Annotated in this window: 13 protein-coding genes; 10 read left to right on the top strand and 3 right to left on the bottom strand. The window is 74.0% G+C overall.

The window, feature by feature from the left end; translation table 11 throughout:
- Positions 1-57 precede the first annotated feature (57 nt).
- Complete coding sequence (locus ACFYUS_RS03160; RefSeq protein ID WP_388845007.1) at positions 58-1,023, top strand: zinc-binding dehydrogenase; 966 nt, start codon at positions 58-60, stop codon at positions 1,021-1,023.
- Between the two features lie 89 nt (positions 1,024-1,112).
- A complete protein-coding gene (locus ACFYUS_RS03165; RefSeq protein ID WP_388845009.1) occupies positions 1,113-2,480 on the top strand; it encodes a cellulase family glycosylhydrolase in 1,368 nt (455 codons plus the stop codon).
- Between the two features lie 477 nt (positions 2,481-2,957).
- On the opposite strand, the gene ACFYUS_RS03170 is transcribed toward ACFYUS_RS03165, so the two are convergent.
- Together ACFYUS_RS03170 and ACFYUS_RS03175 are read right to left on the bottom strand one after the other, a co-directional pair.
- Positions 2,958-3,857, bottom strand: coding sequence for a helix-turn-helix transcriptional regulator (locus ACFYUS_RS03170; RefSeq protein WP_388845012.1), 900 nt, complete (start codon positions 3,855-3,857; stop codon positions 2,958-2,960).
- 1 nt (position 3,858) lies between these two features.
- Positions 3,859-4,737 (bottom strand): DUF4097 domain-containing protein, encoded by an 879-nt coding sequence (locus ACFYUS_RS03175; RefSeq protein WP_388845015.1) that lies wholly within the window; start codon positions 4,735-4,737, stop codon positions 3,859-3,861.
- A 151-nt stretch (positions 4,738-4,888) separates the two neighbouring features.
- Between ACFYUS_RS03175 and ACFYUS_RS03180 the strand changes: the two genes are divergently transcribed.
- Positions 4,889-5,704 carry a hypothetical protein gene (locus tag ACFYUS_RS03180; protein ID WP_388845018.1) on the top strand — a complete coding sequence of 272 codons (816 nt, stop codon included), beginning with the start codon at positions 4,889-4,891 and terminating at the stop codon, positions 5,702-5,704.
- A 21-nt stretch (positions 5,705-5,725) separates the two neighbouring features.
- On the opposite strand, the gene ACFYUS_RS03185 is transcribed toward ACFYUS_RS03180, so the two are convergent.
- Entirely contained in the window at positions 5,726-5,911 is a 186-nt protein-coding gene (locus ACFYUS_RS03185) for a DUF6104 family protein (RefSeq protein ID WP_018102711.1), read from the bottom strand.
- Between the two features lie 99 nt (positions 5,912-6,010).
- Here ACFYUS_RS03185 and ACFYUS_RS03190 point away from each other — a divergent pair, with 99 nt between their 5' ends.
- From ACFYUS_RS03190 to fxsT, 7 genes are all read left to right on the top strand, one after another.
- Positions 6,011-6,508 carry a CU044_2847 family protein gene (locus ACFYUS_RS03190; protein ID WP_388845021.1) on the top strand — a complete coding sequence of 166 codons (498 nt, stop codon included), beginning with the start codon at positions 6,011-6,013 and terminating at the stop codon, positions 6,506-6,508.
- Positions 6,505-8,538, top strand: a complete 2,034-nt coding sequence (locus ACFYUS_RS03195; protein ID WP_388845024.1) for a trypsin-like peptidase domain-containing protein — start codon at positions 6,505-6,507, stop codon at positions 8,536-8,538. The genes ACFYUS_RS03190 and ACFYUS_RS03195 overlap by 4 nt, the downstream gene beginning before the upstream one ends.
- A 399-nt stretch (positions 8,539-8,937) precedes the next feature.
- Positions 8,938-9,954 (top strand): AAA family ATPase, encoded by a 1,017-nt coding sequence (locus ACFYUS_RS03200; protein WP_388845027.1) that lies wholly within the window; start codon positions 8,938-8,940, stop codon positions 9,952-9,954.
- 7 nt (positions 9,955-9,961) lie between these two features.
- Positions 9,962-13,087, top strand: a complete 3,126-nt coding sequence (locus ACFYUS_RS03205; RefSeq protein WP_388845030.1) for an SAV_2336 N-terminal domain-related protein — start codon at positions 9,962-9,964, stop codon at positions 13,085-13,087.
- Positions 13,088-13,177: 90 nt separating this feature from the next.
- A complete protein-coding gene (locus tag ACFYUS_RS03210) occupies positions 13,178-13,387 on the top strand; it encodes a hypothetical protein (protein ID WP_388845033.1) in 210 nt (69 codons plus the stop codon).
- A 78-nt stretch (positions 13,388-13,465) separates the two neighbouring features.
- Complete coding sequence (locus ACFYUS_RS03215; RefSeq protein ID WP_388845036.1) at positions 13,466-14,734, top strand: aKG-HExxH-type peptide beta-hydroxylase; 1,269 nt, start codon at positions 13,466-13,468, stop codon at positions 14,732-14,734.
- Between the two features lie 59 nt (positions 14,735-14,793).
- The gene (gene fxsT, locus ACFYUS_RS03220) at positions 14,794-17,817 is read left to right on the top strand and encodes an FxSxx-COOH system tetratricopeptide repeat protein (RefSeq protein WP_388845038.1); all 3,024 of its coding nucleotides are present in this window, start codon (positions 14,794-14,796) and stop codon (positions 17,815-17,817) included.
- Positions 17,818-17,841 lie beyond the last annotated feature (24 nt).

The raw sequence follows: 17,841 nt of genomic DNA on the forward strand, positions 1-17,841 counted from the left end.
CGCGTCACAGTGAGGTGCGGTTCCGTCACCCACCCGCGGGCCCCTAGGGTCGGGGCCATGTTCGCTGCCTACGCTGCCCGAATCGACCGCGACCAGCCTCTGAACGGCCTCGAGTTGGGCGAACGCCCCGAGCCCGAGGTGCGTCCCGGCTGGACCACCGTCACCGTCAAGGCCGCCTCGCTCAACCACCACGACCTGTGGTCGCTGCGCGGGGTCGGACTGCCCGAGGAGAAGCTGCCGATGATCCTCGGCTGCGACGCCTCCGGCATCGACCAGGACGGCAACGAGGTCGTCCTGCACTCCGTCATCGGCCAGACGGGCCACGGCGTGGGGCCGAACGAGCCCCGGTCCATCCTCACCGAGCGCTACCAGGGCACCTTCGCCGAGCGCGTCACCGTGCCCTCCTGGAACGTGCTGCCCAAGCCGAAGGAGCTGTCCTTCGAGGAGGCCGCCTGCCTCCCCACCGCCTGGCTGACCGCGTACCGCATGCTCTTCACCAATGCCGGCGTCCGGCCCGGGGACTCCGTGCTCGTGCAGGGCGCGGGCGGCGGCGTCGCCACCGCCGCGATCGCCCTCGGCAAGGCGGCCGGCCTGCGGGTCTTCGCCACCAGCCGCGACGAGGCCAAGCGCAAGCGGGCCGTCGAGCTCGGTGCCGTCGAGGCGTACGAGCCGGGGGCGCGGCTCCCGCAGCGGGTGGACGCCGTCATCGAGACCGTCGGCGCGGCCACCTGGTCGCACTCGGTCAAGTCGCTGCGGCCCGGCGGCACGCTCGTCATCTCGGGCGCCACGAGCGGCGACCGGCCCTCGCACGCCGAGCTGACCCGGATCTTCTTCCTGGAGCTGAAGGTCGTCGGCTCGACGATGGGCTCCAAGGACGAGCTGGAGGACCTGCTGTCCTTCTGTGCGGCCACGGGCGTCCGACCGGTGATCGACGAGGTCCTGCCCCTGGACCGGGCCCGGGAGGGCTTCGAGAAGATGGCCTCGGGCGAGCTCTTCGGGAAGATCGTTCTGAAGACCTCGTGACGACCCCTTGATACAGGTCGGTTGACCTGATGGGATCTCCGGCACGCGAAACGTGAACATCTCTCACCTTGTCGTGCCGGAGGTCCACCTTGTTGCGCACCACCCTCGCGGCGACCGTCGTCGTCGCCTCCCTGCTCGCCCCGACCGCCGCCCGAGCGGAGGCCGGCGGTGACGCGATACCCGCCCTCACCGACTCCCGCGGCCGCGTCCTCACCCTCCGTGGCTGGAACCTCGCGGACAAGTCGCACAGCGGCGACGCCGCCCTCTCCGCGATCACCGAGAAGAGCTTCCGGGACATGCGGGCCAAGGGCTACAACACGGCCCGTCTCCTCGTCTTCTGGGACGATCTGGAGCCCCGCCCCGGCCAGTACAGCCAGTCCTACCTCCGCAAGATCGAACGGGTCCTCGACTGGGCCGCGAAGTACGACGTCAAGGTCATCCTCGACGCCCACCAGGACATCTTCGGGCCCGCGTTCGGCTCGCGGGGCATACCCGCCTGGGCCACCAGGACCGACGGGCTGCCCTTCACCCCGCACCCCGACGACTGGTTCTCCGAGTACTTCGAGCCCGCCGTCCAGCGCGCCTTCACCCACCTGTACGAGGACGAGGACCTCCAGCGCGCCCAGGCCCGCATGTGGCGGGTGCTCGCCGACCGCTTCGATAACCACCCGGCCGTGCTCGGCTACGACCCGATCAACGAGCCGATGGGCGAGATGCGGGAGGGCGAGGACCTGGCGACGGCCGCCCGGCGCATCGAACGGGACCAGATCACCCCGATGTACAACCGCATCGCGGACGCGGTCCGCTCGGTCGACAAGGACGGGTGGCTCTTCGTCGAGCCGACCCCGATCGTGGGCGAGGGCGTGCCCACCGGTCTGGGGAGGATCGACGACCCGAAGGTGGTCTACGCCCCGCACTTCTACAACGGCGTGATGGAGGCGGGCGGCGACTACGACCCGTCGGCCCGCTGGATCGAGAACTACGAGGCGGCGGTCACCCAGTACCCCAAGGAGTACAAGGTCCCCGTGATCGTGGGGGAGTGGGGGCCGCTCAACAACTCCCTTCCGAACATGAACCGTTTCTACCGCGACGCCATGGCCTCGCTCTCCCGCTACAGCTCCGGCTGGACCGGCTGGGAGTGGTGCTACGGCGGTGGCTACTGCGCCGTGGACGCCACCGGGGCCTTCCGCCCGAACAAGGAGCTGACCGCCGAGCCGTACGCGGAGGCGGTCGCGGGCACGGTCCGCTCCGCCACGTACGACCCCGGGGCCGGGGTCTACCGCCTGTCGTACGACGCGGCCGGCCCGCGCGGCTCCCGCGTCACCGAGCTCTCCCTGCCGCCCGGCGACTGGCGGGTGACCGCCCGCGGCGCCCTGGTCCTCCGCAAGGACCGGACCCGGGCCTGGATCCTCGCGACCCCCCGCACCCACGTGACGGTCACCGTCACCCGGGGCTGACGGGCTTTCCCACGGCCCATCGCCCTGGCCTGGGCCGTGGCCCCGGGCCCGCCCAGCGGTCCCGGGGTGCTCGGGTACGCCCGGCGGTCCTGGGCGGGCCCGGCGGTCCTGGGTGGTCCCGGGGTGCCCGGGTGCGCCTGGCGGTCTTGGGCGGTCCCGGGGTGCTCGGGTACGCCTGGCGGCCCTGGGCGGTCCCGGCGGTCCCGGGCGGGCCCGGGGTGCTCGGGTGCGCCTGGCGGTCCTGGGCAGGCCCGGGGTGCCCGGCCCGCCCATCGCCCCGGGTGCGCCCGGTGCACTCGGCCTGGCTTGTAGGCCCGGGTGCGTCCGGTGCCTCGGCGGGTTCGGCGGGCCCGGCGGGCTCGGGGTGCCCGGCCTGGCCTGTAGTTCCGGGTGTGCCCAGGGTGCCGGGTGGGCTCGGGGTGCCCGGCGGCCCCGGGGCAGGTCATGGCCCCGGGTGTGTCCGGGGCGTCCGGGCGGTCAGGCCTTTCGTTCGGAGTTCAGCAGGGCTGTGATGTGGAGGGCCGCCGTCGAGAGGTGGTGGCGGGTCTCCGTCAGTTGGTCCTCGGTCACGCCGTGGTCGCGGGCCGAGTCGCGGATCTCGTCGCGGAAGCGGTCGAGGAGACGGTCGAGGTCGCGGGCCGGGTCGCCCGTGCTCGCCGTGTCCCGCGCCCACTCCGGTGCCTCGTCGGCCGGGGCCTTCGTGAACGGCGACTCCGGCGAGGCGGCCTTCGGGTGGGTCGTGCCCGCCACGAGGTCGCCGAGCTGGGCCGTGATCCCCGAGATCCCCTCCCAGACCCCCTTGGGCCAGTCGCCCCGCAGGAACCGGTCCTGGACCTCCTCCTGCACCTGCTGGGCGACCCGCTGGAACTCCTTCGCCTGGCGCCGCGCCGATCTGGCCTCCTCGCGGGCCTCGCGGGCCTGCTGCTTCCACTCCTGCTTGAACCGGCGCATCTCCTCCTTGGCCTCGGCGAACGAGGGGGGATCCACCGTGCGGCTCTGTCCCGCCGCGGCGCGCATCTCGCTGCGCACCCGCCCGGCCGCACCCCGCACGTCGTCGCGGATCTCCGCCGCCAGTTCCGAGACCGACTCGCGGATCTCCCGCTCCAGGTCCTCCAGTTCGGCGCCGCGCCCCGCCACCTCGGCGCGGCCGGCGTCGGTGATCGAGTAGACCTTGCGGCCCCCCTCGCTGGCGTGGGTGACGAGGCCCTCGGCCTCCAGCTTGGCGAGGCGCGGGTAGACCGTGCCGGCCGAGGGCGCGTACAGCCCCTGGAAGCGCTCCTCCAGGAGTCTGATCACCTCGTACCCGTGGCGCGGGGCCTCGTCGAGCAGCTTGAGGAGGTAGAGGCGGAGGCGTCCGTGGGCGAAGACGGGCGGCATGTCAGAGCACCTTTCCGGTCACGGAGGGGGTGGACGAGGCGGCGGCGTCGCCGTCGTCCTCGGGCTCGGGGCGGCGGAGCAGGGCGATGGAGCCGGAGACGGTGGTCGCCTTGAGCGTGCCCCGGCCCGAACCGAGCGTGCCGGTGATGGACTTGGCGCCCCACTGGCCTCCCACCCGCAGGTCCTCGAAGGCGTTCGACACGGCGCCGCTCGTCGTGCTGGCCTCGACGCGGGCGTCGGCCGGGTGCGGCAGCCGGATGGCGACCTCGCCGGAGACGCTGGTGAGTCGGATGTCGGCGGGCGGCCCGTCGAGCCGGGCCGGGTCGAGGTCGATGACCATGTCACCGCTGACCGTGTCGGCCTTCACGGAGGAGCCCGCGCCCTCGATCACCGTCACGTCGCCGGTCACCGAACTGACGCGCAGATCTCCGGTGACCGACTGGGCCTCCAGGTTCCCCGAGACGCTCTCGGCGCGGACCGGGCCGGAGAGGCCGAGGAGGGTGGTGTCGCCCGTGACCCCGCGCACCTCCGTACGCCCTCTGATCCCGGTGACGACCGCCTCGGCGCCGACCGCGCCCACCTCGACGTCGACGCCCGCGGGGACGGCGACGGAGACGACGGCCGTCCGGCGCCGGTACTCCTTGCGGTCGAGCCACTTGAGGATGCTCTTCCAATGGAGGTCCTCGTAGGTCACGGTCAGGGTGGAGCCGTCCTGCGTCACGATCAGCGGCGGACCCTCGATCTCGGAGATCTCCAGCCGGGTAGAACCCTCGTCCGTCCCCACCACGTTCACCGCGCCGTTGACGATGCGGACCTGTAGACGTGTCACCGGCTCGGCCGGAGCCAGCTTCGTCGGCTCGGTGACGGACCACTGTGTCATGGTGCTGACCTCCCGTATCGGCAACGCAACATATCGCGTCTCTCGATAGACACGATATATCTCGGTCCGATGGAGTCAACCCTGACTCTTCCCTGATGGGGTAGGGGGTGATGTGCGACTTAAGTGGACAAAATGGCCTAGCGTAAGGCGCATGAACGCGACATCCGGACCGCACCCCGTCGGAGCCCTGTTGCTCTGCCGCGCCGAACCCCAGGCGGTCCGGCCGCCCGCCCACCTCCTACGGGAGCAGCTGCTCCTCGCCCCCGCGGGAGCCGAATGGAGCGTGCTCGTACCGGAGGGGAAGCCCTGGCTGCACGGCGGGGAACCCGTCGAACAGGTCGTCACCGGCTGGGCCACCGCCCTCGCCGTCTCGGCCGCCGGCTGGCCCGTCGTCGCGCTCTGGTGGGACCGCGACCGGGCCGGCTTCACGCTCGCCGCCGGCTTCCGCCGTACGGTCGGCTACACCTGGCTCGCGGACGGCACCCCCGTCGGCGAGGACGAGGCCATGCGCACCTTCGCCGCCCGGCTCGACCTCGACCCCGTCCTGGACGTGCAGGCCCTCGAACCGCTCACCGGGCCCGACCCGGACGCCGACGCCCACGCCCGGCTCCTCGGCGTCGTCGCGGTCCTCGCCCGCGCCGGACTCGTCCTGCCCACCGGAATCGTCCCCGGCGAGAGCGCCGACCGGCTCCGCTCCGTCGCCCTCGCCCAGGGCGCCGAGCAGCTCGAATGGGCGGGCTGGAAAGGCGCCGTGCGCGCCGAGCTCGACGTGGTGGAGGGTGGTCCCCTCGGCCCGTACCTGCGCGGTCCCAAGGCGCGCGCACTGAGCGGGGCGCAGCTCCTCGTGGGGGTGCCGCTGCTGCTCTGGGGCGCCGGCCGGCGCAGCGGCGGCTGGGCGACGGCCGGGGCGCTGCTCGTCGCGCACGGCGCGCTCGGGCTCGCCTACGACCGGCTGCGGGAGCGGTGACCCCGCAGCCGGAGGGGCTTCCTACTCGTCCTCGTCCTCGTCGTCGTCCAGACGGGCCAGCCAGGTCGCGAGGCGCTCGACCGGCACCTCGAAGTCGGGGTTGAGATCGACGAACGTCCGCAGCTGCTCGGCGAGCCACTCGAAGGTGACCTCCTCCTCGCCGCGCCGCTTCTCCAGTTCCTCGATGCCACGGTCGGTGAAGTACATGCGATCAGGATAGGCCGTACCCCTCACATCCCCTGTCGCCCGTCAGTCCCACCGATTAGCCTTCTGGATCCAACATCGCTTCGGGGAGCGGGGGCCGCTGTGGCACACGGGATCGCTCGGATTCGACTGGACGACGGCACGCCCGTCTGGGCACGGGTCAGCGACGCGGAAGAGCTCGGCAGAGGCGGCGGCTTCCAGGACACCGGCGTCAGGGACCGGGTGGTCTCGATGGCCGGCGGGCTCACGGACGTGGTGCGCGGAGTCGTCGGCTCCCTGCGCGCCGGCCTCGATCCGCAGGGGTCGGTGGAGGTCGCCGTCAGCTTCGGCATCGAACTGTCCGCGCAGTCCGGCAAGGTGATCGGCGTCCTCGCGGACGGCGCGGGCAAGGCCTCCGTGAACGTCTCCCTCACCTGGACCGAACAGGGCCCCGCGGCTTCGGAGACGACGACGGCGTCAGAGACGGCGACGGCTCCGCAGGCGGCGACGGCTTCACCGACGGAGCAGGCCGAATCCGCGGCGGTGTCCGCACCCGAGGGCGCGGAACCGCGCTCGGGCATCGGCCCGCAGCGGCGCCCGGCGGCCGATGGCGCCGCATGAGCGCCTTCGACGCTCTCGTGCGCCCCGCACTCGTACGCATCGGGGCTCCCCGGGGCGGGTATGACCGGGACGGCGACCGGTTCTGGGGCACCGGCTTCTTCATCGCCCCCGGCTGGGTGCTGACCTGCGCCCATGTCGTGGCCGAGGGGGGTGGAGCGGTGTGGAGGAATGAGCCGGCCGTCGGCATCACCTGGCAGGACGGCAGGGACACGCGCCACTCCAAGGGCACGGTGATGCTCGCCCTGCCCCGGCCCGAGGATCCCGACGTGCGCCCCGAGCCCTGGGGCTTCCCCGACGTCGCACTCGTGCGCGTACCGGGCACGTCCAAGGCCTCCTGCGTCATGCTCGCCGACCGGCCCCCGGCCCGGACCACCCAGGTCGGTCTGCACGGCTGGTCCCGGGAGACCGGAGAGCTGGGCATCCGTCAGATCCACGGCGATCTGAGCGGTGTGGACGCCCATGCCCTCGTGACGGAGAGGGCGCTGCCCGTCGAGGGCTGCTCCGGCGGCCCGGTCGTCGACGACGTCATGGGTGCCGTGATCGGCTTCAACAAAGGACGCTGGTCCCATCAGGGCGCCCTCGTCCCCCTCACCGACCTGCGCCGTCTGCACGACGCGCCGGGGGGCGAGTACTGGGCCGAGGCCCTGCGCGACCACGACCGTCATCACCTCGACCACTACCTCCAGTCGACGGACGACCGATCCGACTGGACGCGCGCGCAGCGGCAGTCCGGCGGCGGGCACCCGCTGAGCCCGCAGCTCCGCACCCGGCTGCGGGGACAGTTCGCCGCGCTGCCCGAGCCGATCAACCCCGGCGAGATCATGGACCTGGTCGACCAGGTCAAGGCCTGGATCAGGAACGACACCACCCCGGACGCGTTCGAGGACGACCCGCGCAGATGGTGCGAGGGAGCCGCCCTGCTGTACGGGCTGCGCGCGCCCGGCCGCACCGATCCGGGCGACCCCGGCCTCGACGCCGTCCTCCTGTACGCCGCCCACGTCGTCCGGCGGGTCTCCGGCCGTCCCGGCGGGGTGGGCGACACGACCGCCTTCCGGAACTGGATCATCGACCGGGCCGCCGACGCGGGCCCGTACCTCCGCCGCGAGATCGACGACCTGATCGGCTCCGGCGGTTCGGCGGCCCTCGCCCGCGTCCGCGAGCGCCGGGCACGCGCGGACGTGCTCCTGGAGATCGACACGCCCCGCTGGGACCGGCGCTACCCGTGGCGCGTGAAGCTGCTCCGCGACGGGCACATGGTCACCCCGCTCCACGGCGACGACCGCGGCGTCGAGCGGGCCCAGCTCAAGAAGACCCTGCGCGGGCCGCTCGCCGAGGCCCTCCGGCTCGGCGACAACGGGCCGCACCTGGCCTCCGTGGAAGCCGTGCTGCCGCGCGAGCTCTTCGACGAACCGCTCGACACCTGGCGGCTCGAACCCCCGAAGGGCCCCGACGAGACGTGGGGGGCCACCACCCTCGGACAGCGCCGCATCGTGGTCATCCGGGACGCCCGGCGCCACGACACGGAGCCGTCGCCCGAGTGGCGGGCGCGCTGGGAGGCCGGGGTGCGGGGGCCGCTGCGCGCGACCCCGCTGCGTGCCGAGGTGCCCGGCGCGGGCCCGGACGCCCACACCCCGCGCGTGCGCCGGGAGACCCCGGAGGAGACCCTCGAGCGGCTCCGCGAGGTCGAGGGCGGCACCGTTCCCGTCTACTGCGGCCCGGTGGGCAGCGGCGACGGGTTCATGGCGATGAACGCGGCCCTGGCCGCCGGCCACCCGCTGGCCCTCTGGCGGACCGGTGTCCACGACCACACCGACTGCGCGGCCTTCCACGTCGAGGCGGACTGGCTGCTCGCGGACGCCCGCACAGCCCACGGGCTCGGTGAGCCCATCCGTTCCCTGCGCGCCCTGGTCCCGGAGCGCGCCGACCTCGCCTGGGCCGAGACCATCGCCGTCCTGTACGACCCCCCCGACCGCCCACCGCACGCCGGCCGCCTGGAGGCCCCGCCACTCCTCGGCGAGGAGGACCCGTGACGGCGGTACGGCGCGCCCCGAGCGCGTCCCGGCCGCCGCGCCCGTCCACCCCGGCCCGCCCCACGGACCCGGCCCCGACGCGCGGCCCGTCCACCCCGCCCCGCCCCACGGGTCCGGCTCCGGTACGAGGCCCGTTCAACCCCCCCCGAGCGCGTCCCGGCCGCCGCGCCCGTCCACCCCGGCCCGCCCCACGGACCCGGCCCCGACGCGCGGCCCGTCCCACCCCGTCCGCCCCGCGCGCACGGGCCCGGCGCAGGTCCCGTTCGCCCTTCTTCGGGTCGGGTGTCCGGCAGTTCACGACTCGGTCGTGGACGACCGGATTGGGGGTCGGCAGGGGTGGGGGCCGGGCGGTACGTTCGACGGGCCCGGCCAGCAGACCACAGCCAGGAGGAGTCCATCGTGAACGATTGGCGGATCTACCGTGGGGCCGGGCATCCGCACGACGAGATACGGCGGTTGCCCGCTCCGCCGCCCTGGCGGGACTTCTCGGCGGGGGGCGCGGACGACACCCTGGCGGGATCGGACCGGCGGCTCGGTGTGAAGCGGAGGCTCGTCCAGAACCATCACCCCCGGCCGGCGGAGACCGACGCCGTCAACGCGGCCCTGTATCTGCGGCGGCCGCTGCTCGTCACGGGGAATCCCGGGACCGGCAAGTCCACCCTCGCGCACGCCGTCGCGCACGAGTTGCGCCTCGGTCGGGTGCTGCGCTGGCCGATCGTGAGCCGCTCGACCCTTCAGGACGGCCTCTACCGGTACGACGCCATCGGCCGTCTCCAGGACGTCCAGTTGGAGCGGGCCCAGTCGGGTGCGTCCGGTTCCGCCGCCGCGGCCCCGGCGGGCATCGGGTCGTACATCCGGCTCGGGCCGCTCGGTACCGCGCTGCTTCCGTCCGAGCAGCCGCGCGTGCTGCTCATCGACGAGCTCGACAAGAGCGACCTCGACCTGCCGAACGACCTCCTGAACGCCCTGGAGGAGGGCGAGTTCGCCATTCCGGAGCTGGAGCGGCTGGCCGATCGGGAGCCCGTCGTCGAGGTGCTCAGCGACGACGGCCGCAAGGTGCCGGTGCAGGGCGGCCGGATCCGCTGCACCACCTTCCCCTTCATCGTGCTCACCTCGAACGGCGAACGGGACTTCCCCGCCGCCCTGTTGCGCCGCTGCATCCGCCTGGAGCTCGAACCGCCCGGCGAGGAGCAGCTCGGCGCCATGATCGAGGCCCACCTCGGGCCCGACGCCGCGGCGGGCGACGGCGAACAGGGCCTCGTCCGGCGCTTCCTGAACCGGGAGCCGGGCGAGGTCATCGCCACCGACCAGTTGCTCAACGCGCTCTACCTCACCCAGCACGCCTCCCGCGCCGAGCGGGTGACCAGGGAACGCATCGCGGAGATGCTCATGCAGCCGCTCGATCAGCCGAGGTGATGACCGGATGCCCCGGACGGACCGGATGCCTCTGGAGGAGCTGACCCGCAGACTCCGGGCGGGCGGCGCGGACCCGTCCGCCGAGGCCGTCGCGGACGCGCTCTGGCTGTCCCAGTGGCTGCCGGAACCGGAGACTCCCGATCCGGAGCCGCCGTCCCGCGCGGACGACAGGAGCACGGGGACCGCCCGGCCCGCCGACGAGAGGCGAGATCCGGCCAATCGTGAGGAGGCGCCCGGACGCACGCCCGCGCGTACCGGCGGCGGTGAGTCCGTCGGCATCCACATGCGCGGCGGAGCCGCCCCGGCGGACGGAGCGCGCGGCGGCGTCGGCGGGGGTACGGGGCAGGGCGCGACCCTGCCCGTACGCGCGCCCGGCGCCAACGCCCTGCCCGGACTCCTCGGCCTCCAGAAGGCCCTGCGCCCGCTGCGGGGGTACGCGCCCGTCCCGCCGCGTCCCGGCGAGGGAACCCTCGACGAGGAGGCCACCGCCGAGCGCAGCGCCGCCGCCGGCATCCTCACCCCGGTCCTGCGCCCCGCCGCCGGCCGCCGCCCCGACATCCAGCTCCTCATGGACACCGGCCCCGCCATGGTCGTCTGGGACCGCATGGTCGAGGAGCTCCGCCAGGCCTGCCAGCAGTCCGGCGCCTTCCGCGACGTCCAGGTGCACCGGCTGTACGACACCGGCGAAGGGCCGCCGCTCGTCACCACGACCAGCGGCACCGACGGCAGACCGCGGCTCCGCCCCGTCGACCAGCTCCACGACCCCACCGGACGCCGCTTCACCCTCATCGTCAGCGACTGCGTCGGCCCGCTCTGGCAGCGCGGCGCCGCCCAGCGCTTCCTGCGCCAGTGGCCCCGGCACTCCCCGCTCGCCCTCGTCCAGCCGCTGCCCCCGCGCCTCTGGCCGCGCACCGCGCTCCCCGCCGAACCGGGCACCTTCCAGCGTTCCGCCGCCTCCCGCGGCCCCGCCGTCTTCCGCTCCGACGACGAACCCTGGGCGGCCCTCGACCCGACCCGGCGGGCCGTGCCCGTGCTCACCCCCACCCCCGAGGCCTTCGCCTCCTGGGCCCGGCTCCACACCGGCCACGGCGGCGACACCGTACGCGGCTGGGCCGCCTGGCTCGCCCCCGAACCGGCCCGGCCGCGGACGCCGCGGGCACCGCGGACGCCCCGCGCCGACGAGGAACTCCTGCACGCCTTCCGGGCCGGCGCCTCGCCCGGCGCGCTCCGGCTCGCCGTCCACCTCGCGGCGGCCCCGCTCACCCTCCCCGTCATGCAGCTCGTCCAGCGCGCGATGCTGCCCGACACCGGGCCCATGGAACTGGCCGAGGTCCTGCTCAGCGGACTCCTGCGCCGACGGCCCGGCCCGGCCCCGTACCCCTGCTTCAGCTACTCGCCCGGCATCCAGCAGTTCCTCCTCGGCTCGCTCGATCCCGGCGCCGCCGCCCTCGTCCTCAAGCACTGCTCGGAGTACGTGGAGCGCAACTTCGGCCAGGGCACGCGCAACTTCCCGGCGCTCGCCGCCGCCCGCCTCGCCGGCCACGGCCCCGCCGCCGGCGAGGGCGGACCCGGTCTCGCCGTCTCGCCCGACGGGACCGACGAACCCATCGGTCCCGAGGACGCCGAGGCGGAGCTGTTCGCCCGCATCCCCGCGCGCGTGCTCCGCTTCTACCACCCCGACCTCGTCACCCCCGACCCCCTCACCGAGGCCCGCCGCCTCCTCGACCAGGGACGCGCCCAGTCCGACCCCGCCCTCCTCGCCGCCGCCCGCGAGCGCGCCGAGGAGGCGCTCCCCGCCGCGCCCGTCGAGGCCCGGCTCCTCCTCGGACGCATCCTGTACGCGGAGGCGGGCACCGGGGCCGTCCGGCGTGCGGGCCGCCGCCCCGAGCTCCTCACCCGGGCCGCCGACACCCTCGTACACGCCGGAAGGCTGGCCCGGCCCGGGGACGAGCACTGGGCCGAGGCCCGCCTCGAACGGGCCGTCGTCCACCACGCCCTGTGGCAGGAGACCGAGGACCCCCGGCAGCTCGACGCCGCCCTCGCCGCCCTCGCCGGGGACGCGGACCAGTGGCCCCCGGCCGCCCGGCCCACCCTGCACCTGCGCCGGGGACGGCTGCTCCTGGCGCGCGGCGACGGCGCCGCCGCGGCCGAGGAGCTCACCGCAGCCGTCGGGCTGCGGGAGAGCGCCGCAGGCCTGCTCGACCTCGCCGACGCCCTGTACCTCGCCAAGGCCGGACCGGACCGCGTCGCCCCCGTCCTCGACCGGGCGGAGGCCCTCCTCGGCGACGGCCGCGCCCTGAGGCTGCGTCACGCCGTCGCACGCGCCCGCCTGCACGAGGCCACCGGCGACGGCCCGGGGACCGACCAGGCGTACGAGGAGGCCGGCCTGCTCGCCCCCGCCGGGAGCGCGCAGCGCGGCGGACTGCTGCTCGCCTGGGGCGAGTCCCTGCTGCGCCGCGCCGCCGCCGGCACCGGGACGGGGCCGGTCGACCGCGCCGAGTCCGTGCTGCGCGAGGCCCTCACCTGCCTCCCCGCCGGGGTCGCCGCCCGCGAGCGGGCCCGGATCCTCATCGGCAGCGTGCTCGCCCTGCGCTTCGACCGCGCGGGCTTCCTGCCGGACCTGTACGAGAGCCGCCACCTCCTCGACGAGGCCGTCCGCGCCACCTCCGACCCCGCTGCCCGGGCCGAGGTCAGGCTCCAACTGGGCTGGACCCAACTGCAGCTGAGCGAGGCGGCGAGGGACGGGCAGCTCGCCGTCGCCCTCACCGACTTCCGGCGCGCCGCCGACGACAGCCGCGCCGCCCACGGCGACACCCCCGGCACGGTCACCCTGGCGCGGGCGCTCCACGCCCAGGGGGCGGTGCTGTACCTGATGGACCGCGTCGGCCAGGCCGCGACCGTCCTGGCGGAGGCGGCCGAGCAGTGGCGACGCCTCGACGGCATGCTGGTGCCGGTGGACTGGGCGGACGTGGAGCGGACCAGGGACCTGCTCGCCGAGGTGAGCGCCGACCACCGCCCGCGACCGGGCCGCCTCTCCCGCGAGGAACGGCGCCGGATCGCGCCGCCCTGGTGGGAATGGCGCGAAGGGGAATCGGAACGGCTTGATAACGGGGGCGCACATGGGCGCAGTTGAGTCGAACGGGTTTCTGGCTTTCGGACGTCGGGAAGAACCGCTCCGCCGCTACGACCGTGGGGGACAAGGGTCGGTGAGGAGGAGCCGAGGGTGTTGGAGCACACGAAGCGGGTCGCAGCCGTCGACAGGGGCAGCGACCGGCCATGGGGCCTGCCCGACCTCGCCGATGTGGACCTGCGGACCTTGCGCTTCATGGACGATCCCGCCCTGGCGGCCGCCGTCGAGCGGGTGCTCTGGCATCCGCAGGAGTTGGGGGATTCCTGGTTCGAAGGCGGGAACGGGGACGGGGTCCACGGCTGAGCTCCGGTGGAGTGGCCGCGTCGACCGGCTGTTTTCGGTCAGATGCGTGCCGCCCGCCGACGGCCCAGGGGAACGGGAGTGAACGGCGCGCCCCTGCTCGCGCCCGCCTTCGCCGAGTTGGCCCGGGTCAGCCCCGCCCCGGCCGGACTCGCCGTGCTGCGGTCCGCCCTGCACACCCGACGGCTGCTGCTCCTCAAGGCACTCCTGATCCGGGTCGGCCGAGATCGCGAGTCCGTCGAACAGGGCGTGCTCAGCAGGTTCGAGCGCTCCTGGGAACTGCTCGAACGGGTCGAGCGACGGCATCCTGCCGTTGTCCGGGACGTCCTGGACTACCCGACGACCGGGGCCTGGCTCGCCGGGGCGCTCGCCGAGCCTGCCGGGCCGGACTTCGACCGGATGCTCGGCCACCTGGACAGCCTCGCGGCCACCGCCGCCCTGCGGTGCGGTGGCCCGTTCGACCTGACCGTGGAGACGCCGGACGGTCTGCTCCCGCTGCCCGGCGTGGGCCGGCTGCGGGTGGCCGCGGAACGGGTGCGGATCAGCGCGGGCGAGCGGACCGTGCGGTTCCACCCGGACGGCGCCCGCCGGGCCGTGGCCTCGGGCCTCACGCTCGTCGACCGGCACCATCGCGTGCTCACCGGCCATGGACCTGACTGGAGCGCGGTGCGTCCGTTGCCGGGCGGCGTCGCGCGCCTGGACGACCTCGACCCGTACCGGGTGCCGGGCGGCGCCCCGGCGGTGACCGCGGCCGATCACGCCGACACCGACCACGCCGCCTGGTCCGCCCGGTGGCGGGCCGCCCGGGACCTGTTGCTGCGCACCGATCCCGGCCGGGCGGCCGAGGTCGCCCGCGTGGTCCGCGTGGTCGTTCCACTCGTCCCGCGCGGGCCACGGCATCTCGGCGCCACCCTCAGCGCCGCTCCCGGAGCCATCCTGACCTCGCTGCCCGCCGAGGGCGAGGGCATGGCCGAGACGCTCGTGCACGAGCTCCACCACAGCAAGCTGGCCACGCTCCACGAACTCGTGCCGCTGTACGGCCCCGGGCGGGAGGCCGTGCACCGGGTCGGCTGGCGGCCGGACCCGCGGCCCATCGCGGGCGTCCTGCACGGTGCCTACGCGCACCTGGCCCTGGCCGACCTGTGGCGGCGCGTGGTCACCGCCGACGGCGTGCCGAGGTCCTGGCGGTCCGGTGCCGGGCAACAGTTCGACGACATCCACGATCAGGTGGGTGAAGCGCTGAAGATCCTGCTTGAATCCGATGAACTGACTTTGGAGGGAAGGGAGTTCACGCATCAAATGCGGCTGCATCACGCGAGCCTGGGCGCGGCTCCCCTCGCCGCTGGGTAACACTGTGCCCACGGCACATGACACTGCGTTGCGCGCGAGCGGGACGGGAGACACGACAGATGGCGGAACAGCGGTCGGGCGGTGCGGCGGACCACGGAGCCGGGAGTGCACCGCAGCACGTACTCGTGGTCTTCCCCGGCTACCACCGCCCCTGGGCGAACTGGATCAACCAGCGGCTCGACGCCCACGGGGTGCGTGCCAGCCTGCAGCGCTGGGACCCGCCGCGCGAAGTGCCCCTGGAGGACTCGCTCGGCGATCTGCTGCTCGCCCGCGGCCAGGTGCTGCTCGTCCTGGACGACTGGTTCTTCCAGCTCGGCCCGCGCGCGGCCGGCGAGTGGAACGACGCGCTGCGCGGTTTCGTCGCGGCCAAGGCCGAGCGGTTCGCCGCGGTCAACCTCACCAACCGGACCCTGCTCCCGGCCACCGCCGTCCTCGAACCCGTCAGCCTGTGGGGCGTCGGCGAGGAGGAGGCCGAGGCCCGCCTGCTCAGCCGACTCGGCATCGAGCCCCGCCGCGCCACCGGCCGCCGGCTGCCCGCCGGATCACTCGTCCGCTTCCCGGACACCCCGCCCGAGATCTGGGGCGAGATCCCGCGCCGCAACCCCCGCTTCACCGGCCGGGACGATCTGCTCACCGAGCTTCAGGAACGGCTCATGGACGCCGAGCGCGGCAACGCCGCGTGCACCCTGGTCGGCATGTCCGGCATCGGCAAGACCCAGATCGCCGCCGAGTACGCCCACCGCTTCAGCTCCGACTACGACGTCGTCTGGTGGGTCAGTTCCGACGACCGCAACGTGCAGCGCGACCGCTTCGGCGAACTCGCCGCCGAACTCGGCCTGACCACCGGCAACGAGCCCGGCGAACGCATCCGCGCCGTCCGCGAGGCCCTGCGCCGTGGCGACCCGCATTCCCGCTGGCTCGTCGTCTTCGACGGCTGGGACGACACCGACGGCGCGAACGTGATGCTGCCGCACGGCCCCGGCCACGTGCTGATCACCTCCCGCAACCGCGGCTGGGACGAATTCACGGACACCCTGAACATCCGCGGCTTCGACCGGGCCGAGTCCACGGGCTATCTGATGCGCCGCGCCCCGCACATCACCGCGCCCGAGGCCGACGAGGTCGCCGCCGAGTTCGACGACGTGCCGCTGCAGTTGGTCCAGGCCGCCGCCTGGCTCGGCGAGTCCCGGATGGAGGTCCCCGAGTACCTCCGCATGGTCCGCGAGGGACGGATCAACACCATGGACGAGCCGACCGGCGGCGACGGCATCCCCCACTCCTCCCTGACCTCCTGGTCGATACTGATCAACCGGCTCCGACGCACCCAGCCGCAGGCCATCGACGTGCTCAGCCTGTGCGCCTCCTTCGCCCCCGGCCGCATCCCGCTCGGCATCGTCCGCGCATACCCGCAGGCCGACCTCCCCGAAGACCTGCGCTGGATGGTCGCCGACCTCGCCGCCTGGTCCCGGGCCCTGGACACCCTGGTCAACTACTCCGTACTCAGCCGCGAGTCGCGCGGCCCGGTCGCCAGCGGGGAGATGGGCCCCCACCAGGAGTCCGTGCACATGCACCGGCTCGTCCACGACATCGTCGCCCGGCTCACCGACGGCGAACACCGCGCGGCCCACCGCAAGGCCGTCCGCGTCCTGCTGGCCGAGGCCGACCCCGGCAACCCCCTGGACAGCCGGAACTGGCCCCGGTACGCCGAACTGCTGCCGCACCTGGAGCCCTCCGGGGCCCTGGCCAGCCAGAACCCGCGCGTGCAGACCGCCGTGCTCAACTGCCTGCGCTACTGCTTCCGCAGCGCCGAATACCGGGCCGGCATCCGGCTCGCGGAACGGATCCGGGAGAACTGGTCCACCTTCATGGACCCGGTGAGCCCCCAGATGCAGGAACTCACCAACCAGGAGTGCTCCATCCTGCGCAGCTACGGACGCTTCCGTGACGCGCACCAACTCGATCTCGCCCTGCGCGCCCGCCTCGACGAGGCAGCGGTTCCCGATCCGCTCGGCTCGCTCCGCTCGTTCATCTCCATCGCCAGCGACCTCCGCTACCTCGGTCAGTACCAGGAGTCGGAACGCATGCAGCGCGACGTCGTCGCGGAGTCCCGGCGTCTGCTCGGCGAGAACGAGTTCCTCACCCTCGTCGCCGGGAACAACCTCGGGGTCGCCCTGCGGATGCTCGGACGCTACAAGGAGGCGTACGAGCAGGACATCGCTTCTTTCGCCCGCGCGGAGAGCACTCTCGGCGCCCTGCACTCGCAGACCCTCATCCTCGGCAACAACGTCGCCCAGGACCAGCGCCTGCTCGGCCAGTACCGCGAGGCGCTGGCCCGCCAGGAGGCCAACGTCCGCGTGCACGTCCGGGTCATGGGGCCGCAGCACCTGCAGACCCTGTACGCCCGGGCGCAGCTCGCCCTGTGCCGCCGGCGGGAGGGCAGTTTCCAGCAGGACCTCGGCGCCACCATGGCGAGCGTGCTCGAACAGATGCAGCAGGTGCACGGGCGCGACCACTACATCACCCTCTCGTCCATCAACAACTACGCCAACTTCCTGCGCGAGCACGGCGACCTCGACAAGGCCCGCGAACTCAGCCACGAGGCCGAAGCCGGCTACCGGGCCCTCCTCGGCCCCGCACACCCGGTCGCCACCGGAGTCCTCGCCAACACCGCCCTCGTCCTCCAGGCGGCCGGCGAACGCGCGGACGCCCTGGCCATCCTGGAGGCCGCGCTCGCCGGACTGACCTCCTCGCTCGGACCCGACCACCCCTGGGTCCTCGGCTGCGCCCTCAACGCTTCCGCCGCCCGCAACTTCAACGGCCGGGTGCACGACGCCGCCGAGCTCAGCCGGGACACCCTGCGCCGCGCCCGGCACACCCTGGGCAACGAGCACCCGCTCACCCTGTCGAGCCAGGTGGCCCTCGCGACCGACCTGCGCGGCCTCAGGGAGAACGAGGAGGCGGGCAAGCTGGAGGAGGACGCGCTGCTCACCCTCACCCGCACGCTCGGCGCCCAGCACCCGCACACCCTGTCGGCACGGCAGCGGAACAGGCCCTACTGGGACTTCGAGGCCAACCTGGGCTGACAGCCCGTACGAGCGCGGAAAACG

Source organism: Streptomyces sp. NPDC004284 (genome assembly GCF_042874035.1).
Lineage (GTDB): Bacteria > Actinomycetota > Actinomycetes > Streptomycetales > Streptomycetaceae > Streptomyces.

What these genes read in the sequence shown, in the direction of transcription:
- ACFYUS_RS03205 (WP_388845030.1), top strand. Translation starts at nt 9,962, where the DNA reads ATGCCCCGGACGGACCGGATGCCTCTGGAGGAGCTGACCCGCAGACTC.
- ACFYUS_RS03160 (WP_388845007.1), top strand. Translation starts at nt 58, where the DNA reads ATGTTCGCTGCCTACGCTGCCCGAATCGACCGCGACCAGCCTCTGAAC.
- ACFYUS_RS03170 (WP_388845012.1), bottom strand. Translation starts at nt 3,857, where the DNA reads ATGCCGCCCGTCTTCGCCCACGGACGCCTCCGCCTCTACCTCCTCAAG.
- ACFYUS_RS03185 (WP_018102711.1), bottom strand. Translation starts at nt 5,911, where the DNA reads ATGTACTTCACCGACCGTGGCATCGAGGAACTGGAGAAGCGGCGCGGC.
- ACFYUS_RS03180 (WP_388845018.1), top strand. Translation starts at nt 4,889, where the DNA reads ATGAACGCGACATCCGGACCGCACCCCGTCGGAGCCCTGTTGCTCTGC.
- fxsT (WP_388845038.1), top strand. Translation starts at nt 14,794, where the DNA reads ATGGCGGAACAGCGGTCGGGCGGTGCGGCGGACCACGGAGCCGGGAGT.
- ACFYUS_RS03195 (WP_388845024.1), top strand. Translation starts at nt 6,505, where the DNA reads ATGAGCGCCTTCGACGCTCTCGTGCGCCCCGCACTCGTACGCATCGGG.
- ACFYUS_RS03175 (WP_388845015.1), bottom strand. Translation starts at nt 4,737, where the DNA reads ATGACACAGTGGTCCGTCACCGAGCCGACGAAGCTGGCTCCGGCCGAG.